Consider the following 22,224-nt stretch of genomic DNA (forward strand, 5'->3'; position numbering starts at 1 on the left):
GCCCGGGGCCTGAGCGGCCGTCCCCCACCCTGCCCGTACAGCCGCCTTCCACTCCACCAGGGGAGGGCAAATGGTCGCCGTGGGCGCCGGGTTCACCCCTGTGGGGCTCCGCTAGGCGGCTTTCACCAGTGCTGCCCTGACCGACTCCGCCCACTCCACCAGCAGCTCCTGGTACCGCGCCTCGTCCGCCGCCGACAGGGCGCCGTCCGTACGCGACCAGAGCGCGCGGATGTCGGCGTTGACGAGGGCGGGGGACCGAACGGGACCAGGCGTGCGAGACGTAGGAGTTGTGGAGGCCATGTACACAACCCTAGGTGAACCCACTGACAATCGGCGTTCCGGGCAGCTGAGAATGGCGTGAAAACCATGGGGCGGCTGGGCCCTGGCCACCTTCGGCGGCGTACCGGAATCAGAGATACCGGGGTCAGCGGCGCGAGCGGGGCCGGTCAGGGCCAGACCAGGCAGTACGCCTGATGTCCCGCTTCGTGGAGCCGGTGGCTGAAGTCTTGCCATTCGTGCAGGAGTTGATAGACGTTGAACGCGTCGCTCGGGCCGCCGCGGTCGGGGACCGTGGACCAGATGAAGGCGGCCGCGCCGACCGATTCCTCGCCGACGTCGCGCAGCGGGTCGACGACCGTCATGGGGAGCTTCACCACGGCGTAGTCGGGGTGCAGGACGACCAGTTCGAGTGGGGGGACCTTGTGCAGGGGTATGCCCTGGATGCCGGTGAGGACCATCGCGGCCATCGTCTCCGGCTTGATCTTGGTGAACATGCCGCCCATGCCCAGTTCGTCGCCGCCCAGTTCCTCGGGGCGCATCGAAATGGGCACACGGGCGGCCGTCGCGCCGTTCGGGGCACCGAAGTACTTGTAGGTCACCCCCACCCGGCCAACCCTGCTTCCCGTACCCGAAACCGAACTCGACAGTGCGTCGGCGGACAGCTCGGAGTCAGCGGCGTCCGCGTGCACCGCACGCTCCCGCCGTCGGTGCCGTCCGCGACGGGCCCGCTCGGGACCCAGATCGTCGGCCGGCTCGCCCAGTCCGCCACCGCGATGCATATCTCTCACCCGACTGTGCTGTGTGTCAGCGCCTTTGCCATGCCATTCCAAATGGCGCGATCCCCGACGCGCAACCCGATCATCGTCCCAGTGACCTCCCCCACCCCCGGGCGGTGAAACACCGGCGGAGCCCACAGGTCCAGCGAGGGCGCGGTGAAACAACCAGTCCACGAGGACGGGCGGGCCTCTGACACCATTGCTGTGTGAGCCTCCCCTATGACGCCCCAGTTTCGCAGACGCTTTTCGACCGCGCGTCCCTTGTGACGCCCGGCGGCGTGAACTCCCCGGTAAGGGCCTTCAAGGCCGTGGGCGGTACGCCCCGGTTCATGGTGTCCGGTACCGGTCCGTACCTCACCGACGCGGACGGCCGTGAGTATGTCGACCTCGTGTGTTCGTGGGGGCCGATGATCCTCGGCCATGCGCACCCCGACGTCGTCGGCGCCGTCCAGGAGGCGGTCGCCCGCGGTACCTCCTTCGGTACGCCCGGTGAGGGCGAGGTCGCGCTCGCCGAGGAGATCGTCGCCCGGATCGAGCCCGTTGAGCAGGTACGACTGGTCTCTTCCGGTACGGAAGCGACGATGTCGGCCATCCGTCTCGCCCGTGGATTCACCGGCCGGGCCAAGGTCATCAAGTTCGCCGGCTGCTACCACGGGCACGTGGACGCGCTGCTCGCGGCGGCCGGCTCGGGCCTGGCGACCTTCGCATTGCCGGACACTCCGGGCGTGACCGGTGCCCAGGCCGGCGACACCATCGTGCTGCCGTACAACGATCTGGACGCGGTGCACGCGGCCTTCCTGGCGCACCCCGGCGAGATCGCCTGTGTGATCACCGAGGCGTCGCCCGGCAACATGGGCGTGGTCCCGCCGGGCGAGGGCTTCAACGCGGGACTGAAGGCGGCCTGCGAGCAGAACGGCGCGCTGTACATCTCGGACGAGGTGATGACCGGTTTCCGCACCAGCAAGGCCGGTTGGTACGGCGTCGACGGGGTGCAGCCGGACCTGATGACCTTCGGCAAGGTGATGGGCGGCGGCTTCCCGGCGGCGGCCTTCGGCGGGCGCCGGGACGTCATGGAGCACCTGGCTCCGGTCGGCCCGGTCTACCAGGCGGGCACCCTGTCCGGTAACCCGGTGGCGACGGCCGCCGGACTCGCGCAGCTGCGGCTGCTGGACGACGCGGCGTACCGGAAGGTCGACGCGGTCTCGCTGGAGATCCGGACGCTGGTCACCGAGGCGCTCACCAAGGAAGGTGTCGCGCACCGGCTGCAGAACGCCAGCAACATGTTCTCCGTCTTCTTCACCCCCGACGAGGTGCGGAACTACGACGACGCGCGCACGCAGGAGTCGTTCCGCTTCACCGCGTTCTTCCACTCGATGCTGTCGCAGGGCGTCTATCTGCCGCCGTCGGCCTTCGAGTCCTGGTTCGTCTCCACCACCCACGACGCGCAGGCCGTCGAGCGGATCGCCGCCGCGCTGCCCGCCGCCGCCCGAGCCGCAGCAGAGGCCACCGCATGAGCAGCAGGAACAGCACGGGCAGCGAGAGCGGCGCGGGCAGCAAGGACCTGACCGTCGTCCATCTGATGCGGCACGGCGAGGTGCACAACCCGGACGGTGTCCTCTACGGCCGCCGCGAGGGCTACCACCTCTCCGACCTCGGCCGGAAGATGGCCGACCGGGTCGCCGAGCACCTGGAGGGACGTGACATCACCCACGTCGTCGCCTCCCCGCTGGAGCGCGCCCAGGAGACCGCCACCCCGATCGCCAAGTCGCACGGCCTGGACCTGGCCACCGACCCCGCGCTGATCGAGGCCGCCAACGTCTTCGAGGGCAAGACCTTCGGCGTCGGCGACGGTGCTTTGCGCCGCCCGGAGAACTGGAAGCACCTGACCAACCCGTTCCGCCCGTCCTGGGGCGAGCCGTACATCGAGCAGGTCGTACGGATGATGGGTGCCCTCAACGCGGCACGCGACGCCGCGCGCGGTCACGAGGCGGTGTGCGTCAGCCACCAGTTGCCGATCTGGATCGTGCGGAGCTTCGTCGAGCGGCGGCGGCTGTGGCACGACCCGCGCAAGCGGCAGTGCACGCTGGCCTCGCTGACGTCCTTCACGTACCAGGGCGACAAAATCGTCTCGGTCGGCTACAGCGAGCCGGCCCGGGATCTCGTACCGGCGCATCTGCTGGCCGGGGCGAAGCCGGTGAAGGGCAAGGACAAGGCGTTCGGCGCCTGACGACACGGTGATCGGCGCCCGTGGGTTCACATGTAATCCACGCGTGAACCACACCTGCCCCACTGATTAACTCGCTTGGTAATTCGGCGAACACGCAGTGAATTATGTGCGGTTTGCCGGAACCTCCGCGTTCGTTGCACCATCTAAAACGTTGTCCATCTGATGGGCCGATGGTGCGACGAATGCGGATGGGGAGTTATGCGCGAGATCAGCCGTAGGGGACTGCTGGGTATCGGAGCAGGGGCCGCCGCGGCGGTCGGCCTCGCCGCCTGCAAGGGCGGCGAGAGCAACGGACCCGGAAACCCGGGCGACCCCGGCAAGGGCCAGGGGACCACCCAGCCGGACAAGCCGGGCACCCCCTCGCCCACCGACAATGCCAAACCGATCGGCGACGGTTCCACCGCCGACACCGGCAAGCAGCCGAACCAGCCGAAGAAGCCGGTCCCGCTGGAGCCCGGCGAGACCCCGCCGCAGTTCGTGGTCTTCTCCTGGGACGGCGCGGGCGAGGTCGGCAACGGGCTCTTCCCCCGCTTCCTGAAGCTCGCCAAGGACCACGACGCGGCGATGACCTTCTTCCTGTCCGGGCTGTATCTGCTGCCCGAGTCGAAGGCCAAGCTCTACAAGCCGCCGAACAACCGGGTCGGCGCCTCCGACATCGGCTACCTCACCGACGAACACGTCAAGATGACGCTGAAGTACGTCCGGCAGGCCTGGCTGGAGGGCCACGAGATCGGCACCCACTTCAACGGCCACTTCTGCCAGGGCTCCGGCTCGGTCGCGAAGTGGACCCCCGCGCAGTGGGAGTCCGAGATCGACCAGGCGGTGAAGTTCGTCACCGAGTGGAAGACCAACTCCGGGTGGACCGACCTCGACCCGCTGCCCTTCGACTACTCCAAGGAGCTGGTCGGCGGCCGCACCCCCTGCCTGCTCGGCCAGGACAACCTGCTGCCGATCGCCAAGAAGCTGGGCTGGCGGTACGACGCCAGCTCGCCCGGCGGCCACCAGATGTGGCCCCGGAAGCGCAAGGGCGTCTGGGATCTGCCCCTCCAGCAGATTCCCTTCCCCGGCCACGGCTTCGAGGTCCTTTCCATGGACTACAACATGCTCGCCAATCAGTCGAAGAATTCCACCAAGGGAATGACCTCGCGCTATCCCGGCTGGAAAAAGGAAGCAACGGGCGCCTACATCAAGGGATTTGAGCGCGCCTACACCTCGAACCGTGCGCCTTTCTACATCGGCAATCACTTCGAGCAGTGGAACGGCGGCATTTACATGGACGCCGTGGAGGACGCCCTCAAGCACATGGCCGGAAAGAAGGACGTCCGGCTGGTGTCCTTCCGGCAGTACTGCGACTGGCTCGACGTGCAGGACCCGAAGGTCCTCGCCAAGCTGCGCACGCTCCAGGTCGGGCAGAAGCCGGCCGACGGGTGGAACACTTTCCTCAAGGCCGCCGCCCAGTAGCTGCCCCGATGGCCGGTCCGACCGCTTATGGGCCCTTGACAAGGGGCTTTGCGGGCACGTAGGGGGGCGTCGAAGATCAATGGAACTGCCATGCGAAACTTTTCACATGAGCCGTCTCCGCGCCCCCAGCCGCCGCTCGACCCGTACTTCCCGTACCGCTCTCGCGGTGTCCGCAGTGCTCGTCGGCGGCCTCGCGCTGTCGGCGTGCAGCGGCGAGGGAGACAAGTCCACCAGCGGCAGCGGCACCAACTTCGTGGCCGGTGCGGACCGTATCGACACCGTTCCGCTGGAGGACCGCACCGCCGCCCCGAAGCTGGACGGCGAGACGCTCCAGGGCGGGAAGTTCGACGTCGCCTCCCTCAAGGGAAAGGTCGTCGTGCTGAACATCTGGGGTTCCTGGTGCCCGCCCTGCCGGGCCGAGGCGCCGACCTTCGCGAAGGTCTCCAAGGAGCTCAAGGCCAAGGGCGTGGAATTCGTCGGGATCGACACCCGTGACGATCAGAAGGCACTCGCCGTGCAGTTCGAGAAGGACGCCGGCATCGAATACCCCAGCCTGTACGACCCGGACGGCAAGCTGATGCTGCGCTTCCCCAAGGGCAGCCTCAACCCGCAGGCCATTCCGTCCACCCTCGTCATCGACAAGAACGGCAAGGTCGCGGCCCGCTCGCTGGCCGCGCTCAGCGAGACGAAGCTGCGCAAGATGATCGACCCCGTGCTGGCCGAGAAGTGAGTACGCCGCCCCTTCCGCTCCTCACGCTGGCCGCCGACACCACCGAGACCGTCCAGTCCGGTGCGCTGCTGCTGGCGCTGCCGATCGCGCTGCTCGCGGGCCTGGTGTCGTTCTTCTCGCCGTGCGTGCTGCCGCTGGTCCCCGGCTACCTGTCGTACGTCACGGGCACCAGCGGCACCGACCTCGCCGAGGCGCGCAAGGGGCGGATGGCGGCCGGGGCCGGGCTGTTCGTGCTCGGTTTCAGCGCCGTGTTCATCTCCGGCGGCGCTCTCTTCAGCTACTTCGGGTCCACTCTCCAGACGTACAAGAGCACCACCAACATCGTGCTCGGCGCGCTGATGGTGCTGATGGGCCTCTTCTTCATGGGCGCCTTCCCCTTCCTCACCCAGCGCGAGTACCGCTTCCACAAGAAGCCTGTCGCGGGGCTGGTCGGGGCGCCGGTGCTCGGGGTCCTCTTCGGGATCGGCTGGACGCCGTGCCTGGGGCCCACGCTGGGTGTCATCCTCGGCCTGTCGATGAACGAGGCCGCCCCGATGCGCGGCACCCTGCTGATGGCCGTCTACTGCCTCGGCCTCGGCGTCCCCTTCATCCTTGCCGCCATCGCCTTCCGCAAGGCGCTCGGTGCGTTCGGCTGGGTGAAGAAGCACTACGTCTGGGTGATGCGGATCGGCGGGATCATGATGATCGCGACGGGTCTGCTGCTTCTGACGGGCCTGTGGGATGCCGTGGTGCAGGACATGCAAGGCTGGACGAACAGCTTCCAGGTGGGGATCTAGTTCCATGAGCAAGACCGAAGGACCGGACGCCGAGGCGGACGCGCAGGCCTCCCGTACGGATGCCGCTTCCGGCGCCGATGAGCGGGCCTCCCGTACGGATGCCGCCTCCCGTGCCGACGAACAGGCTGCCGCCGACCGTCTCTCGACCGCCCCGAAGGACGACCGCGAGACCGAACCCCCGGAGGGCACGGCCGCTCCCGCCGCCTTCGGTGTCGTCGGCTGGGTGCGCTGGTTCTGGCGGCAGCTGACCTCGATGCGGGTCGCGCTGATCCTGCTGTTCATGCTGTCGCTGGGAGCGATCCCCGGGTCGCTGATCCCGCAGCGCAGTGTCGACCAGACCAAGGTCGACGACTTCTTCAAGGCGCACGAGACGCTGGCACCGCTCTACGACAAGGTGCAGCTCTTCGACGTCTACAGCTCGGTGTGGTTCTCCGCGATCTACATCCTGCTGTTCGTCTCGCTCATCGGCTGCATCGTGCCCCGCACCTGGCAGTTCGTCGGCCAGCTGCGCGCCAGGCCGCCGGCCGCGCCCGGTCGGCTGACCCGGATGCCGGCGTACACGACCTGGCGCACCGACACCTCCCCCGAGGAGGTGCGCGCGCTCGGCCTCGCCCTGATGAAGAAGCGCCGCTTCCGCGCGGACGCCTCCGGCGACGCGGTCACCGCGGAGAAGGGCTACCTCCGCGAAGCCGGGAACCTGATCTTCCACATCGCTCTGATCGTGCTCCTGCTCGCCTTCGCGACCGGGCAGCTCTTCAAGTCCGAGGGCGGCAAGCTGATCACCGAGGGCGGTGGCTTCTCCAACACCCTCACCCAGTACGACGACTTCAAGTCCGGCTCGCTCTTCGACCGCGACCAGGACCTGGAACCGTTCAGCTTCAAGCTGGACGAGTTCGTCGGGACGTACGAGCGCAGCGGCCCGCAGCGCGGCACCCCCCGCGTCTACGAGGCCCACATCACCTACTCCGAGGGCGCCGAAGGACCCTCGAAGAAGGGCGTCATCGAGGTCAACACCCCGTTGACGGTCGGCGGCTCCAAGGTCCACCTCATCGGCCACGGCTACGCGCCCGTCGTCACCGTCCGCGACCCGCGCGGCGAGGTCGTCTTCAAGGGCCCCGCCCCGCTGCTGCCCACCGACGCCAACGTCACCTCCACCGGCGCCATCAAGGTGATGGACGGCTACCGCGACAAGGACGGCAAGAAGACCCAGCTGGGCTTCACCGCCGTCTTCGTGCCGACCTTCGGCGGTGCGGGCAAGGGCAGCATGTTCTCCAAGTACCCGGGGCTGGACTACCCGGCGCTCGCGCTGACCGCCTTCCGGGGCAGCCTGGGCGTGGACGCGGGCCTGCCGCAGAACGTGTACCAGCTCGACACCCGCAAGATGACCCAGTTCAAGAAGCCGGACGGCAGCCCCTTCGCGAAGATGCTGCTGCCCGGCGAGAAGATGGACCTGCCGAACGGGGCCGGATCGGTCACCTTCGAGAAGGACATCAAGGAATGGGCGACCTTCCAGGTCTCCCAGCAGCCCGGCAACATGTGGGCGCTGGCCGGTGCCATCGCCGCCATCGTGGGCCTGGCCGCCTCCCTGTTCATCCAGCGCCGACGCGTCTGGATCCGTGCCGTACGGGCGGACGACGGAACCACCGTCGTCGAGATGGCCGGACTCGGCCGCAGCGAGTCCGGACGGCTCCCCGAGGAACTGGCCGCCCTGGCCGAAGCCCTCCACACCCAGGCGCCGACGACCGCGACGCCCTCCTCTGTCGAACCCCCTGCCGAAGGAGCGCGCGCGTGATCCACGCAGCCGCCGCAGTCAGCCAAGCCGCTGACGCAGTCACTCAAGCCGCTGGCGCAGTCAGCGAGACCAACCAGAACCTCGCGGAGATCAGCAACGTCCTGATCTACTCCGCGATGGCCGTCTACACCCTGGCCTTCCTGGCCCACATCGCCGAGTGGACCTTCGGCAGCCGCAGCCGGGTCGGCCGTACCGCCGCCGCCCTGACCGAGCCCGCCGCCCCCGCGGTGACGGTCCGCTCCAAGGGCTCCACCGCCGTGCTCGACAAGCCGCAGGTCGTCACCCGCGCCGCCGCCGGTGCGCGCGACGCGGCGGACGGCGAGGGCGCGTCCGGCGGCACGCTCAAGGGCGACCTCTACGGCCGTATCGCGATCTCCCTCACCTTCCTCGGCTTCCTGATCGCCGCGGGCGGTGTCGCGGCCCGCGCGATGTCCGTGCAGCGTGCCCCCTGGGGCAACATGTACGAGTTCTCGATCACCTTCTCCACGGTGGCCGTCGGCATCTACCTGGCGTTCCTGTTCACCAGGATGAACGTCCGCTGGATCGGCCTCCCGCTGGTCACCACGGTGCTCCTGGACCTCGGCGTCGCCACCAAGTGGCTCTACACCGACAGCGACCAGCTGGTCCCGGCGCTCGACTCGTACTGGCTGTGGATCCACGTCTCCACCGCGATCTTCTGCGGTGCGGTCTTCTACGTCGGCGCCGTCGGCACCGTCGGCTACCTGCTGCGCGACCGTTACGAGGTCCGGGCCGAGCTGGGCGAGACGGCGGACGTCTTCAAGGCGCACCTGGCCACTCTCCCGCCCGCCAACGGCTTCGTGAGGGCCGTCCGCAAGGCCCGCGTCCCGCTGCGCCGCGTCATGGACAGCACCATGTCCCGGCTGCCCGCCGCCGCCACCCTGGACAAGTTCTCGTACCGCATCAACGCGGGTGTCTTCCCGCTGTGGACCTTCACCATCGTCGCGGGCGCCATCTGGGCGGGCGACGCGTGGGGCCGGTTCTGGGGCTGGGACCCCAAGGAGGTCTGGTCCTTCGTCACCTGGATCGCGTACGCCTGCTACCTGCACGCCCGCGCCACGGCCGGCTGGAAGGGCCGCAAGGCCGCGTACCTGGCGCTGTTCGCCTTCGCCACGTGGATCTGGAACTACTACGGGGTCAACATCTTCCTCACCGGCAAGCACTCGTACGCCGGGGTCTGACCGCTCTTTTGCGCTGTTCAGCCTGGTCCGGTCGCATTTCACAGGCGGCCGGGCCAGGCTGTCCTGTTATGAAGGCGATCCCGTACGGCAAGGCCGAACCCCGTCCCGGCAGCGACAACTGGTTGCTCCGTTACGAGCTTCAGCTCGCGCATCCCCTGGACCACGTGTGGGCGGCGGTGGCGACCCCCGCCGGGCTGGGCCAGTGGCTGGCGGTGCCCGAGCCGTGGGAGCCGAAGCTGGGCGGGGCGACGACCTTCACCTGGCAGAACGGTGATGAGAAGGGGGGCCCGCCGACGGTCGACGAGGGCCGGATCACGGCGTGGGACCCGGGGCGGGTCGCGGAGTACACACTGGCGCTGCACGGTCGGGCCCGGTTCCACCTTGAGGCGAACGGGCCCGGCGGAACGGTGCTGCGGTTCACCAACGAGGTCCGGGACATCGGCGAGGAGGAGCGCAACTCCCGGCTGGCGGGGTGGCACAACCATCTGGAACTTCTGGGGGCGGCGCTGGACGGGGAGCCGTACGACTGGTCGGGGTGGACGCTGACCCGGTACCGGGAACTGCTGGGGGAGTACGGGGGCCAGGGGTAGCCCGACGGAGTCGGCCCCGGCCCGCCTACGCTCCCAGGTGACCGAGCCCGCCCTCCGGTTCGGGGTAGACAGACTCCACCAGCATCAGCAGCTCCGCGTCCTCGGGCCGTCCCGACCGGACCATCGACCCCAGGGTCCGCACCAGCGGCGTCACATCGCGGATCCGCACCGTCCACTCGTCCGCGTACCGCCGGGACGCCTCCCCGGACAGCCCCAGTTGCAGCGACCGGTAGGGCAGCGGCTGGAGCCGCATGTCCCGTTCCGGATCCCACTGGACGCGCGCGGGCGTCCTCTTCAGCTCCCGCTGCCAGGCGGCCCGGTCCGGATGGATCCTCCGGTCGTAGTGCGAGAGCACCGCGTTGCGAAGAGCCCAGTCGAAGCCCTCGCGGCGCAGCTCCACCGCCAGCACCACTTCCTGGTCCGGCTTCGTCGCCCACCCGGACCGGTAGCACATCCACAACAGCGACGGCTTGATCCAGGTCATCCGATCCCGCTTCCACATCCACGGAAACCGCCCGTCGCGGGCCGCGGCCAGTCCGATCGCCGGCGAGTACGCCTGGTAGACGGTGATGGTGTCGGCGGTGTGCAGGGCGCGGATCTGGCGCTGCGGCACGGCGGGGTGCGGTACGGCGGTCTGCGGTAGGTCGGTCTCCATGGCCGCAAGCCTGGACGTACGTACCCCGCAAGGCCAGGGGATTTACCGCGCGGGAGCTACTTCGCGGAGTCTTCCGGGCCCTTGGTCCCACCCTCGTCGCCGTCCTCGCGCCGCTTGATCTCCTCCTCGCGGCGGCGCAGGTCGGCCTCCCAGTCCTTCAGCACCGACTCGTCCTTCTTGTTCTCGTCCTTGATGGACTTCAGGAAGTCGGGGTTGTCGTCGGGGGCCACCCACTGGTTGCGCTTGTTGCGGTGCCACTCCGACGGCGTACGGCCGCCCTCCGGGGGACGGCGGTCCTTGCCCGCGGCCAGCCAGACGATGGGGCCGACGATCCAGAAGAGCAGAATGATGAAGACCCACGCCACCTTGGGCAGGTGCTTGGCCTCGTCCTCGGGGGTGTTCAGGCAGTCGATGAACGCGTAGATCGTCAGCGCCAGCGGCAGGATGAACATCAGTGCCCTGAGCATGGAGTGCTTCCCCCTGGGAACGTCGCAGTGGCCGTGTGAACCGGCCCCGGTGAGGGCCCAAGGGTAGTCGGTGTCCGATACTGGACGGCATGGCTTACGACGATCTTCGCTCGTTCCTCCGTGCTCTGGACCGTGAGGGCGACCTCAAGCGCATCAAGGCCGAAGTCGACCCCCATCTGGAAGTCGGGGAGATCGTCGACCGCGTGAACAAGGCGGGCGGCCCGGCCCTGCTCTTCGAGAACGTGAAGGGGTCTTCGATGCCCCTCGCGATGAATGTCTTCGGGACGGACCGGCGGCTGCTGAAGGCGCTCGGCCTCAAGTCGTACAACGACATCAGCGAGCAGATCGGCGGGCTGCTCAAGCCCGAGCTGCCGCAGGGCTTCGTGGGCGTACGGGAAGCCTTCGGCAAGCTGGGCTCGATGGCCCACGTACCGCCGAAGAAGGTGAAGTCGGACGCGGCACCGGTGCAGGAGGTGGTGCTGCGGGGCGAGGAAGTGGACCTCGACAAGCTTCCGGCGCTCTTCACCTGGCCCGAGGACGGCGGCTCGTTCTTCAACCTGGGCCTCACCCACACCAAGGACCCCGAGAGCGGCATCCGCAACCTCGGTCTCTACCGCCTCCAGCGCCACGACAAGCGCACCATCGGCATGCACTGGCAGATCCACAAGGACAGCCGCAACCACTACCAGGTGGCCGCCCGCCGGGGTGAGCGGCTGCCGGTCGCGATCGCCTTCGGTGCGCCGCCGGCCGTGACGTACGCCTCGACGGCCCCGCTGCCCGGTGACATCGACGAGTACCTCTTCGCCGGGTTCCTCCAGGGCAAGCGGATCGAGATGGTGGACTGCAAGACGGTTCCGCTCCAGGTCCCGGCCCATGCCGAGGTCGTACTGGAAGGCTGGCTGGAGCCGGGGAAGATGCTCCCTGAGGGGCCCTTCGGCGACCACACCGGTTTCTACACGCCGCAGGAGGACTTCCCGGCGCTGACGATCGACACGGTCACCATGCGGCGCCGCCCGATCCTTCAGTCGATCGTCGTGGGGCGTCCGCCGACGGAGGACGGGCCGCTGGGGCGGGCGACCGAGAGCTTCTTCCTGCCGCTGCTGAAGATCATCGTGCCGGACATCGTGGACTACCACCTGCCCGAGGCGGGTGGCTTCCACAACTGCATCATCGTGTCGATCGACAAGAAGTACCCGAAGCACGCCCAGAAGGTGATGTCGGCGATCTGGGGCGCGCACATGCTCTCCCTGGAGAAGCTGATCGTGGTCGTCGACAGCGACTGCGACGTACGGAACTACCACGAGGTCGCCTGGCGGGCCTTCGGCAACGTCGACTACTCCCGCGACCTGACCGTCGTGGAGGGCCCGGTCGACCACCTGGACCACGCCTCCTACCAGCAGTTCTGGGGCGGCAAGGCGGGCGTCGACGCCACCAGGAAGCTTCCCGAGGAGGGCTACACCCGCGACGGCGGCTGGCCCAACATGGTCGAGTCCGACCCGGCGGTGGCGGCCAAGGTCGACCGCCGCTGGAAGGAGTACGGCCTGTGAGTGGGGCATCGGCCGACGCCGGAGCGCCCGCGGGAGCCGAGCCCGCTTCGGACTTCGCTCCCGGGGTGCCGGCGCCGGCACCCCCGTACCTCCACCTCGGTGACGCCACCGCCTGGCTGCGCGTCGAGCGGGCCGGCGCCGACGACCGCACCCGCAGGGACACCTGGCGACTGACCTGCGAGTGGCACGGCCACCTCTCGGCCGCCTTCGAGAGCCGCCCGCTGGCCCGCCGCGACATCCACACCTTCGCCACGAAGCTCCGCGCGGGCATCGCGGCCGGTGCCCCCTTCTCCCTCCCCCTCGCGGAGGAGGACCGCCACAACCCCCTCCGTCTGCACGCCCTGCCCGCAGGGTCGCGCGGCCACGGCTTCCACCTCCGCCTGACCCCCCACGGCCAGGACACCGCCAACCACCTCGACATGGAGATCGCCCCGGTCGCGTCCGAGACCCTCCTCGCCGAGATCGACACCTTCCTAAGGAACCTCGTATGACCTCGGCCGCCGCAGCCGTACCCCAGCCCGGCCGGACCAGGGCGTTCCTCAACCTGGTGCTGATCGAGCACTCGGTCTTCGCGCTGCCCTTCGCGTACATCGCCGCGCTGACGGCCATGTTCCAGTTGGACAAGAACATCCACTGGGGACGGCTGCTGCTGGTCACCGTCGCGATGGTCGGCCTGCGCACCTTCGCCATGGCGGCGAACCGGATCATCGACCGCGAGATCGACGCCCGTAACCCGCGCACCGCACACCGCGAGATCGTCACCGGCGCCGTCAGCGTCAAGTCCGCCTGGACCGGCGCGGGCATCGCCCTGGCCTTCTTCCTCGGCGCGGCGGCCCTGCTCAACCCGCTCTGCCTGGCCCTGGCCCCCATCGCGGTCATCCCGATGGTCGTCTACCCCTACGGCAAGCGCTTCACGAACTTCCCGCACGCCATCCTCGGCCTGGCCCAGGCCATGGGCCCGGTCGGCGCGTGGATCGCGATCACGGGGGAGTGGTCGTGGGACGCGGTCGTCCTCGGCCTCGCGGTCGGGGTCTGGATCGGCGGCTTCGACCTGATCTTCGGCTCGCAGGACGTCCAGGCGGACCGCGCCCACGGCGTGAAGTCGGTGCCGGCCCGCTTCGGCATCCCGGCCGCGCTGTACGGCGCCCGCGTCTGCCATGTGATCACCACGGCCCTGCTGGTCTGGTACGGCCTGCGCATCGACGCCGGGATCTTCTTCTGGGCCGGCATGGTGATCGTCGCCGCGGCCTTCTGCTACGAGCACACCATCGTCCGCCCGCACGACCTGTCCCGCCTGAACAGGGCCTTCTTCACCGTCAACGGCTTCATCGGGATCGCCCTGTTCGTGTGTGCGCTGCTGGATCTGCTGACCCGCGGCCTGACGGTCTAGACGGCGCCGGCTGTCCGGACGGCTGCTGACGGTCTAGACGGCCGTCGGCCGCCCCCGCCGGAACCAGAACGCCGCCAGCACCCCGCCCACGAGCCCGAACAGGTGCCCCTGCCAGCTGATCGCCTCGTTGGTCGGCAGAACGCCCCACAGGATCGACCCGTAGACCACCGCCACCACCAGCCCGATCACCACGTCCCACGGGCGGCGGTCCACGAAGCCCCGCACCACCAGATAGCCGAAGAGGCCGAAGACGACGCCCGAGGCGCCCGCGGTGTTGGAGTACGCGGGGGCGGTCAGCCAGACGCCCAGCCCGCCGACCAGCATGACCGTCAACACGACGGAGGCGAAGCGGCGGATCCCGCTCAGGGCGGCTATGAAGCCGAGCACCAGCAGCGGAATCGTGTTGGAGGCGACATGGGCGAAGCCGTGGTGGAGGAAGGACATCGGGAGGACGTCCCGGAGTTCGGGCAGCGAGCGCGGGGACAGGCCGAAGGTGTCCAGGGCGCCGGTCGCCGAGTCGATCGCCTCCAGCGCCCACAGCAGCGCCACCCACACCAGCATCACGCCGGCCGCGGTCCTCGCCCGCGCCGCGCGCGGCGCCCGCGCGCCGGGCTGCCGTCCCGTGCCGTACGGAACCCCACCGTCGTACGGAAGATGTGTCATGTCCGCCACCCCTTGCCCGCACCGCGTGCCGTGCATCCCCTGTTGTTCCCAGTAACGTCCCGGCACCTTGCCCGGTTCCCGCATCCGGTCCCCCGATAGGCTCCGCCCATGACTGAGCCCGTCGTTGAAGGCGTCGCAGCAGGCGTCGTACGCAAGCGCATCCCGTGGGTGGTCGGAGTCTCGGGCGCCTCCGGCACCCCGTACGCCGCCGCCGTTCTGCGCGGTCTCCTCGACGCGGGAGAGGCCGTCGACCTCGTCGTGAGCCGGGCCTCGCGCCTGACCCTCCTCGACGAGACGGGCGTCGCCTACCGCGACAGCCACTGGCGCGAGGACCTCGCGACCTGGCTGGCCAGGGGAGCGGACGGAAAGCCGGGCACCTTCACCGGCCTCGATCTGTCCGACGTGCGGCACTGGGGCGCGGGCGACCTCGCGGCCGGGCCCTCCTCCGGCTCGTACGCCGTGAAGGGGATGCTGATCGTCCCGGCCTCGACCGCCGGGGTGGCGGGAGTCGCGCTGGGGCTCTCGAAGGATCTGCTGCAACGGGCCGCGAGCGTGACGCTCAAGGAGCGGCGGAAGCTGGTGGTGGCGGTCAGGGAGACACCGCTCAACGGTCAGACGCTGAAGCATCTGGTGACGCTGGACGAGGCGGGCGCCGTGGTGCTGCCCGCCTCCCCAGCGTTCTACGCGGGGGCGACGCACATCCAGGATCTGGTGGACTTCGTCGCCGGGCGGGTGCTGGACGCGGCAGGTGTGCCGCACAGCCTCTACCGCCGGTGGGAGGGGGAACTCGGGGGAGGTTCCCGCAACCCGTAGGACTCGGAAAAGGCCCTAGCCCTGCTTCGTGGCGCGCTTCAGGCGGGCGGTGATGCCGCGCACCGAAGGGGAGCGGAAGGGGGTGGGCCGGTGGGCACGCGAGCGGTCGGCCAGCTCCTGCAGTTCACGCATGCGGGCGTAGGCCATCTCGGTCGTGTACACGACTGTCACTCTCCTGGGAGCTACAAGGTCAGAACCGGATGTTCTGAAAGTTTTTCTTGGATCTGATGAAAGATCTACAGGGGAATCAGCCCCTGTGCCTTAGATTCTATACGTAAACTCGCGGTATCGCTGAACAATGGAAGGCTTCAGGCATATGGACGCCGTGGACAGGCAGCTCATCCAGGCTCTTCGGGAGAACGGCAGGGCCTCGTACGCCGAGCTCGGACGGCTCGTGGGCCTCTCCGGCCCGAGCGTCACCGACCGCATCAACCGCCTCGAATCGGCGGGAGTGATCACCGGCTACCGCGCCACCGTCGACGCCAAGTCGCTCGGCCTCGGCGTCACCGCCCTCATCGGCATCTCGCTGTCCGACGCCGCCGACCACGAGGACGTGGCCCGCCGGCTGAAGGACCTGGAGGAGATCGAGGACTGCTGGTTCATCGCGGGCGACGACTCGTACATGCTCAAGATCCGCGCGGGTGACGTGGACGGCCTGGAGCGCACGATCCGCCGGCTGAGCGGCACCAAGGGCGTCTCACGGACCCGTACGACCATCGTGCTCTCCACCAAGTGGGAGAACCGGGTCGGGGAACTGCCTGAGGAGGGCTAGGCGTACCGTGGACGAGGTTTGATGGGTACATACGCAGACATGGAAGGGCGGCCGGGTATGGACGCGGGACTCAAGCGCGAGCTGGAGCAGAAGGTCCGGGCCGGGGAGCGGTTGTCCCGCGAGGACGGCATCGCGCTCTACGAGTCGGACGACCTGGCCTGGCTCGGCGGCCTCGCCCACGAGGTGCGGACGCGCAAGAACGGTGACGTCGTCCACTTCAACGTCAACCGCCACCTCAACATGACCAATGTGTGCACCGCGTCCTGCGCGTACTGCTCGTTCCAGCGCAAGCCGGGCGAGAAGGACGCGTACACGATGCGCATCGAGGAGGCCGTCCGCCTCGCCAAGGCGATGGAGAACGAGAACCTCACCGAGCTCCACATCGTCAACGGCCTGCACCCGACCCTCCCGTGGCGCTACTACCCGCGCTCCCTCTCCGCCCTGAAGGAAGCCCTCCCGCAGGTCTCCCTCAAGGCGTTCACCGCCACCGAGATCCACCACTTCGAGACCATCTCGGGCCTCTCCGCCTCCGAGATCCTCGACGAGCTGATCGAGGCCGGTCTGGAGTCCCTCACCGGCGGCGGCGCCGAGATCTTCGACTGGGAGGTGAGGCAGCACATCGTCGACCACAACACCCACTGGGAGGACTGGTCGCGGATCCACCGCCTCGCCCACGAGAAGGGCCTCAAGACCCCGGCTACCATGCTCTACGGCCACATCGAGGAGCCCCGCCACCGCGTCGACCACGTGCTGCGGCTGCGTGAGATGCAGGACGAGACCGGCGGTTTCCAGGTCTTCATCCCGCTGCGCTACCAGCACGACTTCGTCGACATGAAGGACGGCAAGGTCCGCAACAAGCTCCAGGCCCGCACCACCATGGCCACCGGGGCCGAGGCCCTGAAGACCTTCGCGGTCTCCCGCCTCCTCTTCGACAACGTCCCGCACGTCAAGGTCTTCTGGGTGATGCACGGCGTCCAGACCGCCCAGCTCGCCCTCCAGCACGGCGCGGACGACATGGACGGCTCGGTCGTCGAGTACAAGATCACCCACGACGCCGACGACTACGGCACCCCGAACAAGCTCGGCCGCAACGACCTCCTCGAACTGATCCGGGACGCGGGCTTCCGCCCCGTCGAGCGCAACACGCGCTACGAGATCATCAAGGAGTACGAGGGCCCGGACGCGGCCCGGCGTGAGACGCCGCAGGCGATGCGCGTCTGACGTTCCCGTCAGCGGATACGAAGCGAAGGGCCCCGACCGCACCGGTCGGGGCCCTTCGCTTGCGTGCCGCCAGTCCTGCCGGGACGGGACCCTGGCCGGTGACACCCTCGGCCTCGGCCGGCAGTGGAAGCGCCTGGTGCGGCGCACCCGCCGGCTGGTCCGAGAGGCCCGTCACCACGCACCAGTCTTTAAGCACAGGGGCCCGGCGACGACGCCGGGCCCCTGTGCTTGACTGGTAGTGCCTGTATGTCCGGCCCTGTCTGTCCGGCCCTGTCCCGTCGGCCCCGTACGAGAAGAAGGTCCCGCCGTGAGCACCAAGCACGCCACGATTCGCTACACCGCGATGCGCCTCGGCGTCTTCGTCGCCTGCTTCCTGGTCATGTGGGCCCTGGTCGCCTTCCGTGTGATGCCCTCCGGCGTCGGCGGCATGTCGAACGTCCTCTGGGTGCTGATGCTCGCGATCATCGTCTCCGCCCCGTTGAGCTTCGTGCTCCTGCGCAAGCAGCGTGACGCGATGAGCGAGAACATCGTGGCCAAGGTCGACCGGACCAAGTCCCGCCTGGAGGCCAACCGCCGCCAGGAGGACGTCGCGTAAGCGACCCCGGCCCCGGCGCGGCCCCGCGTCCGCCCCGACCCCACCCGCTTCGTGACCCCGGTCACACACAACAGCGCCCCGGAAGTGAGCCACTGGCTCAACTCCCGGGGCGCTGTTGGTTATTCACCCCACCTGCTCGGTGTCCACCCAGCTTCCACCCAAAGAAGACCTTTGATGTTCTCAAAGTACAAGTGTTAACGTGTTCGACATGACGACATCCGCCGCGCCCCAGAACCCCATGAGCATTCCGCTCGTGGCGCGCCTGCATGTCGATCTCTGCCGCCGGGTCTCGGCCGCCTGTCGCCGCTCCGTCTGAAGTTCAGCGCGACGTTTTTCTCCCCCTTTTCTGCCTCTCGCAGTCTTTCCTTCACCGGAGTGTGTCCGTGTCCGCGTCCCCTGCGCAGCAGGCCGACCAGGCTGATCAGCCTGTGAAGCCCAAGAAGAAGAACCCCATATCGAAGATCCCGTTCTGGGTGCAGATCGTCGCCGGTCTCGTCCTCGGCGTCGTCTTCGGCTGGCTGGCCCGGCAGTACGACATCGCCTGGCTCTCCACCACCCTGGAGACCATCGGCAAGACCTTCGTCGGCCTGCTGAAGCTGGCCGTCGCTCCCCTGGTCTTCTTCGCCATCCTGGTCTCGATCACCAACCTCCGTCAGGTGAACAACGCGGCCCGCCTCGCGACCCGCACCCTGCTCTGGTTCATGATCACCTCGCTGATCGCGGTCGCCATCGGCATCGTCCTCGGCCTGCTCACCAACCCCGGTGCGGGTACCGGTCTGTCCGCCTCCGACGGCAAGAAGCCCGAGGGCTCGGGTTCCTGGATCGACTTCCTGACCGGGATCATCCCGACCGACATCATCACGCCGTTCCAGGACCTGGAAGTCCTCCAGATCGTCTTCATGGCGGTCGTGGCGGGCATCGCGGCCCTCGCCCTGGGTGAGAAGGCCAAGCCGATCCTGACCCTCTCCAACTCGGTCCTGGAGCTCCTCCAGAAGGCCCTGTGGTGGGTCATCCTGCTGGCCCCGATCGGCACCATCGGCCTGATCGGCAAGGCGGTCTCGCAGTACGGCTGGGACCTGCTCGGCCCGTACGCCACCTTCACGGCCGACATCTACATCGGTTGCGCCCTGGTCCTCTTCGGCGTCTACCCGCTGCTCCTGGCGACGGTCGCCAAGGTCAGCCCGCTCCAGTTCTTCAAGGGCGCCTGGCCCGCGATCCAGCTGGCCTTCGTCTCCCGCTCCTCGGTCGGCACCATGCCGGTCACCCAGCGGGTCACCGAGCGCCTCGGCGTTCCGAAGGAGTACGCCTCCTTCGCCGTCCCGTTCGGCGCGACGACCAAGATGGACGGCTGCGCCGCGATCTACCCGGCGCTCGCCGCGATCTTCATCGCGCAGATCTTCGACGTACAGCTGGGCATCAAGGAGTACCTGCTGATCGTCTTCGTCTCGGTCATCGGCTCGGCGGCCACCGCCGGTCTGACCGGCGCGACGGTCATGCTGACCCTGACCCTCTCCACCCTGGGTCTGCCCCTGGAGGGCGTCGGCCTGCTGATGGCGATCGACCCGATCCTGGACATGATGCGGACGGCCACCAACGTCGCCGGTCAGGCCCTGGTTCCGGTCCTCGTCTCGGCCCGCGAGAAGATCCTCGACCACGACGCCTACAACTCGGCGACGTCGTCCCCGATCGACGAGTACGAGCCCGCCGAGTCGGAGCCGAAGGAGAAGGTGGCGGTCGCCGCCTGACCCGCCCGATCCACCTGACGGTCCGACGGTGCCCCCGAGCGAAGACTGCTCGGGGGCACCGTCGTCGCATCAGTACGGTGGATTCGTGGAGGGGGTCGAATACCGTCCGGCCCAGCGGAGGACGTGGTGGGTCTGGTGCGCGGTGGCGGTCGTCCTGGCCGCCCACTCCGGCGTCGCGCTGACCACCGGGTGGACGAGGGGAACCAATTTCGGCGCGTTCCTGGCGGCCTTCGGCCTGCTGGGTTTTCCGGCGGCGCCGTGGCTGGCGGCCATGGCACTCGGGCGTACGACGCTGGACGCGACGGGCGTTCACGCACACCGGGCGTGGGGGCGCTCCACCGCCGCCTGGCACGACATCGCGGCGATCACGGTGGACAGGTCCGGCGGTCGCAACCACCGCTACGACTACTGGATCCGGATCAAGCGCAGGGACGGCGGTTCGTTCCGCCTGCCGGCACCTATGACGTCCGACGCCGGTCAGGACCCTTCCTTCGACCGGAAGTTGGCGGAGATCGAGGGGCAGTGGAGGAACGAGACCGGGAGGTGACGGCCACGGCCGTCAGTTCTTGGGGGAGGCCGAGGGCTTTCGTCCCTCGCGCGCGGGACTATCGGCCCGGTGGGGCGTGCGGGGCGGGCTGTTAGCGTGAAGGAGCCCCGGCGGGATCGTCGCGGTCCGGGCGCGGCGCATTTCTGTGTACGCCTGACGACCCGGCGGCACTGTTGGACGACCGAGAGGAGGCGATACCCCCATGGATCACAGTCCGAGTTACCCGAACTCTGCATTCCGTATCGCCTCCACCCCTGCTCCCCGCGTCTGAACCCCGCCCCGCCCCGGCCGACTTGATCCGGGCCCCGGGCGTCAGCCGCACCGTTGAGCAGTGGTTGCGGGCGCCTTCCGGGCCTGCTCGGGCCCGCCTTCAGGAGTCCTCATGACGCACGACAACACCTTCAAGACGTACGCCTCCGACGCATCCCTCACCTCCCCCGGCCACCAGCCCGAGACCGTCGAGCTGCTGCGCGAGATCCGGGACGAACTCCGGGACTTCAACGCCGACATGGACCGTCTCAACAAGCTGACGGAGGACCAGGTCATCTCCACCGTCCAGAACCGCAAGGTCGCCGCGATCACCCTGATGTTCGTCATCCCTTCGACCTTCGCCGCGATCCCGGGCGCCAACTTCGAGCACCTCAACGAGTACGGCTTCGACAACTTCTACGCCCTGCCGGTCCTGCTCGCCTCGGTCGTGGTCGCGGCGCTCGGCACGTTCGCCGTCGTCAAGAAGAAGGGCTGGCTCTAGGGCGCACCGCGCTTCCCGTGTCGAGAGGCCTCGGCCCCTCTCGCCCCTCAGCCCCCCTCGCCCCTCAGCCCCGCCCGGCCCCTTGCAGCGCCGTACCCTTACCCGGAAGTAAGAGAGTGCGGCGGCCACTGACCGGGCCGGCGGGGCGAAGGGCAGGGGACAGCGGTATGGGGGCGTCGGACAGTACGGCGGTGGCGGCGGGCCGGGGCAAACGGATGCCTCGGGCGGTGCGGGAGCAGCAGATGCTGGACGCGGCGGTGGAGACGTTCGCGCGGCGGGGGTACAGGGCCGCGTCGATGGACCAGATCGCCGAGCTGGCGGGAGTCTCCAAGCCCCTGGTCTACCTCTATCTGAACTCGAAGGACGAGCTGTTCACGGCATGCATCCGCCGTGAGGCGGGCTCGCTGGTGACGGCGGTACGGGCCGGTGTCCGCCCGGAGTTGCCGGCCGACCGGCAGTTGTGGGACGGGCTGACCGCCTTCTTCACGCACACCGCCGAGCATCCGGACGGCTGGGCCGTACTGCACAACCAGGCCCGCACCCACGGGGAGCCGTTCGCGGCCGAGGTGGAGACGATGCGGGAGGAGATCGTGACGTTCGTGAACCACCTGATAGGCAACGCCGCCCGGGAGGCCCGCTGCGACCCGCATCTCGCCGACCGGGAGGTGGCCGGGCTCGCCCATGCGCTGATCGGCGCGGCCGAATCGCTCGCCGACTGGGCGAACACCACCCCCGGCGTCTCGGCGAAGGAAGCCGCCTCGACGCTGATGAACTTCTCCTGGGCGGGACTGGAGAACCTGATGAAGGGCGAGCGCTGGTCGCCGTCAGCAGGCCGGTGACCGGACTGGGGGCGGGGCTGGGCCGGGGCCGGGGAGTGGGCGACGGACAGGCCGACGCCCACTCCCCGGCATGACGTCCCCGGCATGACATCCCTGACATGACGTTGAGGGCATCACGTCGCGGGCATCACGCTGCGGGAGTTACGTCGCGGGAGTTACGTCGCGGGATCCGCGACCACCGCGATCGCTCCCACCGGGCAGGCCCTCGCCGCCTCCCGCACCAGTGGGCTGCCGCCGCCGTCCTCCTGGCCCGGGAGCAACTCCGAGAGTCCGTCGTCGTCCTGGGTGAAGACCGTCGGTGCGGTCATCGCACACTGTCCCGCCCCGATACAGACGTCCGTGTCGATGTCGATGCGCATGGCCGTGCCCTCTCCGATTCGCCGTGTCCC

The 22,224-nt window shown here is 68.8% G+C and carries 26 protein-coding genes; 19 read left to right on the top strand and 7 right to left on the bottom strand.

The window, feature by feature from the left end:
* Positions 1–111: 111 nt before the first annotated feature.
* Positions 112–300 (bottom strand): hypothetical protein, encoded by a 189-nt coding sequence (locus tag ACIA73_RS34185; protein ID WP_399442816.1) that lies wholly within the window; start codon positions 298–300, stop codon positions 112–114.
* Positions 301–446: 146 nt separating this feature from the next.
* On the bottom strand, positions 447–1,058 hold the full coding sequence (locus ACIA73_RS34190; RefSeq protein ID WP_399442896.1) for a hypothetical protein: 612 nt from the start codon (positions 1,056–1,058) through the stop codon (positions 447–449).
* Positions 1,059–1,261: 203 nt separating this feature from the next.
* Between ACIA73_RS34190 and hemL the strand changes: the two genes are divergently transcribed.
* From hemL to ACIA73_RS34230, 8 genes are all read left to right on the top strand, one after another.
* Positions 1,262–2,569: a glutamate-1-semialdehyde 2,1-aminomutase gene (gene hemL / locus ACIA73_RS34195; protein WP_399442817.1), complete on the top strand. Its 1,308-nt coding sequence runs from the start codon at positions 1,262–1,264 to the stop codon at positions 2,567–2,569.
* Entirely contained in the window at positions 2,566–3,282 is a 717-nt protein-coding gene (locus ACIA73_RS34200; protein WP_399442818.1) for a histidine phosphatase family protein, read from the top strand. Before hemL ends, ACIA73_RS34200 begins: the two co-directional genes overlap by 4 nt.
* 198 nt (positions 3,283–3,480) lie before the next feature.
* Positions 3,481–4,743: a hypothetical protein gene (locus ACIA73_RS34205; RefSeq protein ID WP_399442819.1), complete on the top strand. Its 1,263-nt coding sequence runs from the start codon at positions 3,481–3,483 to the stop codon at positions 4,741–4,743.
* Positions 4,744–4,849: 106 nt separating this feature from the next.
* Complete coding sequence (locus ACIA73_RS34210) at positions 4,850–5,473, top strand: TlpA family protein disulfide reductase (RefSeq protein WP_399442820.1); 624 nt, start codon at positions 4,850–4,852, stop codon at positions 5,471–5,473.
* Positions 5,470–6,249, top strand: coding sequence for a cytochrome c biogenesis CcdA family protein (locus tag ACIA73_RS34215; protein WP_399442821.1), 780 nt, complete (start codon positions 5,470–5,472; stop codon positions 6,247–6,249). Before ACIA73_RS34210 ends, ACIA73_RS34215 begins: the two co-directional genes overlap by 4 nt.
* A 4-nt stretch (positions 6,250–6,253) precedes the next feature.
* Complete coding sequence (locus ACIA73_RS34220; protein ID WP_399442822.1) at positions 6,254–8,041, top strand: cytochrome c biogenesis protein ResB; 1,788 nt, start codon at positions 6,254–6,256, stop codon at positions 8,039–8,041.
* A gap of 89 nt (positions 8,042–8,130) precedes the next feature.
* Positions 8,131–9,240 (top strand): c-type cytochrome biogenesis protein CcsB, encoded by a 1,110-nt coding sequence (gene ccsB / locus ACIA73_RS34225; protein ID WP_399442897.1) that lies wholly within the window; start codon positions 8,131–8,133, stop codon positions 9,238–9,240.
* 68 nt (positions 9,241–9,308) lie between these two features.
* Positions 9,309–9,830, top strand: a complete 522-nt coding sequence (locus ACIA73_RS34230; RefSeq protein ID WP_399442823.1) for an SRPBCC domain-containing protein — start codon at positions 9,309–9,311, stop codon at positions 9,828–9,830.
* A 25-nt stretch (positions 9,831–9,855) separates the two neighbouring features.
* Here ACIA73_RS34230 and ACIA73_RS34235 read toward each other — a convergent pair whose 3' ends face one another.
* Both ACIA73_RS34235 and ACIA73_RS34240 read right to left on the bottom strand, forming a co-directional pair.
* Positions 9,856–10,485 (bottom strand): DUF4291 domain-containing protein, encoded by a 630-nt coding sequence (locus tag ACIA73_RS34235; RefSeq protein WP_399442824.1) that lies wholly within the window; start codon positions 10,483–10,485, stop codon positions 9,856–9,858.
* A gap of 56 nt (positions 10,486–10,541) precedes the next feature.
* Positions 10,542–10,952: a PLD nuclease N-terminal domain-containing protein gene (locus ACIA73_RS34240; protein ID WP_399442825.1), complete on the bottom strand. Its 411-nt coding sequence runs from the start codon at positions 10,950–10,952 to the stop codon at positions 10,542–10,544.
* 89 nt (positions 10,953–11,041) lie between these two features.
* Here ACIA73_RS34240 and ACIA73_RS34245 point away from each other — a divergent pair, with 89 nt between their 5' ends.
* From ACIA73_RS34245 to mqnP, 3 genes are read left to right on the top strand one after another with little or no spacing between them, the layout of a single operon-like run.
* Positions 11,042–12,499, top strand: a complete 1,458-nt coding sequence (locus ACIA73_RS34245; RefSeq protein ID WP_399442826.1) for a menaquinone biosynthesis decarboxylase — start codon at positions 11,042–11,044, stop codon at positions 12,497–12,499.
* A complete protein-coding gene (locus ACIA73_RS34250; RefSeq protein ID WP_399442827.1) occupies positions 12,496–12,990 on the top strand; it encodes a hypothetical protein in 495 nt (164 codons plus the stop codon). Before ACIA73_RS34245 ends, ACIA73_RS34250 begins: the two co-directional genes overlap by 4 nt.
* Positions 12,987–13,889 carry a menaquinone biosynthesis prenyltransferase MqnP gene (gene mqnP / locus ACIA73_RS34255; RefSeq protein WP_399442828.1) on the top strand — a complete coding sequence of 301 codons (903 nt, stop codon included), beginning with the start codon at positions 12,987–12,989 and terminating at the stop codon, positions 13,887–13,889. The genes ACIA73_RS34250 and mqnP overlap by 4 nt, the downstream gene beginning before the upstream one ends.
* A gap of 33 nt (positions 13,890–13,922) precedes the next feature.
* Here the strand turns inward: mqnP and ACIA73_RS34260 are convergent, their stop codons facing one another.
* On the bottom strand, positions 13,923–14,450 hold the full coding sequence (locus tag ACIA73_RS34260; protein WP_399442898.1) for a rhomboid family intramembrane serine protease: 528 nt from the start codon (positions 14,448–14,450) through the stop codon (positions 13,923–13,925).
* A 210-nt stretch (positions 14,451–14,660) separates the two neighbouring features.
* Between ACIA73_RS34260 and ACIA73_RS34265 the strand changes: the two genes are divergently transcribed.
* Positions 14,661–15,365 carry a UbiX family flavin prenyltransferase gene (locus tag ACIA73_RS34265; protein WP_399442829.1) on the top strand — a complete coding sequence of 235 codons (705 nt, stop codon included), beginning with the start codon at positions 14,661–14,663 and terminating at the stop codon, positions 15,363–15,365.
* 15 nt (positions 15,366–15,380) lie between these two features.
* On the opposite strand, the gene ACIA73_RS34270 is transcribed toward ACIA73_RS34265, so the two are convergent.
* Positions 15,381–15,527, bottom strand: coding sequence for a hypothetical protein (locus ACIA73_RS34270; RefSeq protein ID WP_399442908.1), 147 nt, complete (start codon positions 15,525–15,527; stop codon positions 15,381–15,383).
* A 154-nt stretch (positions 15,528–15,681) separates the two neighbouring features.
* On the opposite strand from ACIA73_RS34270, the gene ACIA73_RS34275 reads away from it, so the two are divergent.
* The 7 genes from ACIA73_RS34275 (at position 15,682) to ACIA73_RS34305 (ending at position 21,835) form a co-directional block, all read left to right on the top strand.
* Positions 15,682–16,137: an Lrp/AsnC family transcriptional regulator gene (locus ACIA73_RS34275; RefSeq protein WP_399442830.1), complete on the top strand. Its 456-nt coding sequence runs from the start codon at positions 15,682–15,684 to the stop codon at positions 16,135–16,137.
* A 57-nt stretch (positions 16,138–16,194) separates the two neighbouring features.
* Complete coding sequence (mqnE, locus tag ACIA73_RS34280; protein ID WP_399442899.1) at positions 16,195–17,358, top strand: aminofutalosine synthase MqnE; 1,164 nt, start codon at positions 16,195–16,197, stop codon at positions 17,356–17,358.
* Between the two features lie 343 nt (positions 17,359–17,701).
* Complete coding sequence (locus tag ACIA73_RS34285) at positions 17,702–17,953, top strand: DUF4229 domain-containing protein (protein WP_399442900.1); 252 nt, start codon at positions 17,702–17,704, stop codon at positions 17,951–17,953.
* A gap of 383 nt (positions 17,954–18,336) precedes the next feature.
* Entirely contained in the window at positions 18,337–19,698 is a 1,362-nt protein-coding gene (locus ACIA73_RS34290) for a dicarboxylate/amino acid:cation symporter (protein WP_399442831.1), read from the top strand.
* 85 nt (positions 19,699–19,783) lie between these two features.
* Positions 19,784–20,245, top strand: coding sequence for a PH domain-containing protein (locus ACIA73_RS34295; RefSeq protein ID WP_399442833.1), 462 nt, complete (start codon positions 19,784–19,786; stop codon positions 20,243–20,245).
* 382 nt (positions 20,246–20,627) lie between these two features.
* On the top strand, positions 20,628–20,996 hold the full coding sequence (locus ACIA73_RS34300) for a hypothetical protein (RefSeq protein ID WP_399442834.1): 369 nt from the start codon (positions 20,628–20,630) through the stop codon (positions 20,994–20,996).
* Between the two features lie 215 nt (positions 20,997–21,211).
* Positions 21,212–21,835: a TetR/AcrR family transcriptional regulator gene (locus ACIA73_RS34305; protein WP_399442901.1), complete on the top strand. Its 624-nt coding sequence runs from the start codon at positions 21,212–21,214 to the stop codon at positions 21,833–21,835.
* 155 nt (positions 21,836–21,990) lie between these two features.
* Here ACIA73_RS34305 and ACIA73_RS34310 read toward each other — a convergent pair whose 3' ends face one another.
* The gene (locus ACIA73_RS34310; RefSeq protein WP_399442835.1) at positions 21,991–22,194 is read right to left on the bottom strand and encodes a ferredoxin; all 204 of its coding nucleotides are present in this window, start codon (positions 22,192–22,194) and stop codon (positions 21,991–21,993) included.
* Between the last annotated feature and the right edge of the window lie 30 nt (positions 22,195–22,224).

Origin of the sequence: Streptomyces sp. NPDC051561 (assembly GCF_044454195.1) — a bacterium.
Classification (GTDB): domain Bacteria; phylum Actinomycetota; class Actinomycetes; order Streptomycetales; family Streptomycetaceae; genus Streptomyces.

What these genes read in the sequence shown, in the direction of transcription:
- ACIA73_RS34305 (WP_399442901.1), top strand. Translation starts at nt 21,212, where the DNA reads ATGCCTCGGGCGGTGCGGGAGCAGCAGATGCTGGACGCGGCGGTGGAG.
- ACIA73_RS34245 (WP_399442826.1), top strand. Translation starts at nt 11,042, where the DNA reads ATGGCTTACGACGATCTTCGCTCGTTCCTCCGTGCTCTGGACCGTGAG.
- ACIA73_RS34205 (WP_399442819.1), top strand. Translation starts at nt 3,481, where the DNA reads ATGCGCGAGATCAGCCGTAGGGGACTGCTGGGTATCGGAGCAGGGGCC.
- ACIA73_RS34260 (WP_399442898.1), bottom strand. Translation starts at nt 14,450, where the DNA reads ATGCTGGTGTGGGTGGCGCTGCTGTGGGCGCTGGAGGCGATCGACTCG.
- ACIA73_RS34220 (WP_399442822.1), top strand. Translation starts at nt 6,254, where the DNA reads ATGAGCAAGACCGAAGGACCGGACGCCGAGGCGGACGCGCAGGCCTCC.
- ACIA73_RS34190 (WP_399442896.1), bottom strand. Translation starts at nt 1,058, where the DNA reads ATGCATCGCGGTGGCGGACTGGGCGAGCCGGCCGACGATCTGGGTCCC.
- ACIA73_RS34240 (WP_399442825.1), bottom strand. Translation starts at nt 10,952, where the DNA reads ATGCTCAGGGCACTGATGTTCATCCTGCCGCTGGCGCTGACGATCTAC.
- ACIA73_RS34200 (WP_399442818.1), top strand. Translation starts at nt 2,566, where the DNA reads ATGAGCAGCAGGAACAGCACGGGCAGCGAGAGCGGCGCGGGCAGCAAG.
- mqnP (WP_399442828.1), top strand. Translation starts at nt 12,987, where the DNA reads ATGACCTCGGCCGCCGCAGCCGTACCCCAGCCCGGCCGGACCAGGGCG.
- mqnE (WP_399442899.1), top strand. Translation starts at nt 16,195, where the DNA reads ATGGACGCGGGACTCAAGCGCGAGCTGGAGCAGAAGGTCCGGGCCGGG.
- ACIA73_RS34230 (WP_399442823.1), top strand. Translation starts at nt 9,309, where the DNA reads ATGAAGGCGATCCCGTACGGCAAGGCCGAACCCCGTCCCGGCAGCGAC.
- ACIA73_RS34310 (WP_399442835.1), bottom strand. Translation starts at nt 22,194, where the DNA reads ATGCGCATCGACATCGACACGGACGTCTGTATCGGGGCGGGACAGTGT.
- ACIA73_RS34285 (WP_399442900.1), top strand. Translation starts at nt 17,702, where the DNA reads ATGCGCCTCGGCGTCTTCGTCGCCTGCTTCCTGGTCATGTGGGCCCTG.
- ACIA73_RS34210 (WP_399442820.1), top strand. Translation starts at nt 4,850, where the DNA reads ATGAGCCGTCTCCGCGCCCCCAGCCGCCGCTCGACCCGTACTTCCCGT.
- ACIA73_RS34265 (WP_399442829.1), top strand. Translation starts at nt 14,661, where the DNA reads ATGACTGAGCCCGTCGTTGAAGGCGTCGCAGCAGGCGTCGTACGCAAG.
- ACIA73_RS34235 (WP_399442824.1), bottom strand. Translation starts at nt 10,485, where the DNA reads ATGGAGACCGACCTACCGCAGACCGCCGTACCGCACCCCGCCGTGCCG.
- ACIA73_RS34300 (WP_399442834.1), top strand. Translation starts at nt 20,628, where the DNA reads ATGACGCACGACAACACCTTCAAGACGTACGCCTCCGACGCATCCCTC.
- ACIA73_RS34275 (WP_399442830.1), top strand. Translation starts at nt 15,682, where the DNA reads ATGGACGCCGTGGACAGGCAGCTCATCCAGGCTCTTCGGGAGAACGGC.
- ACIA73_RS34185 (WP_399442816.1), bottom strand. Translation starts at nt 300, where the DNA reads ATGGCCTCCACAACTCCTACGTCTCGCACGCCTGGTCCCGTTCGGTCC.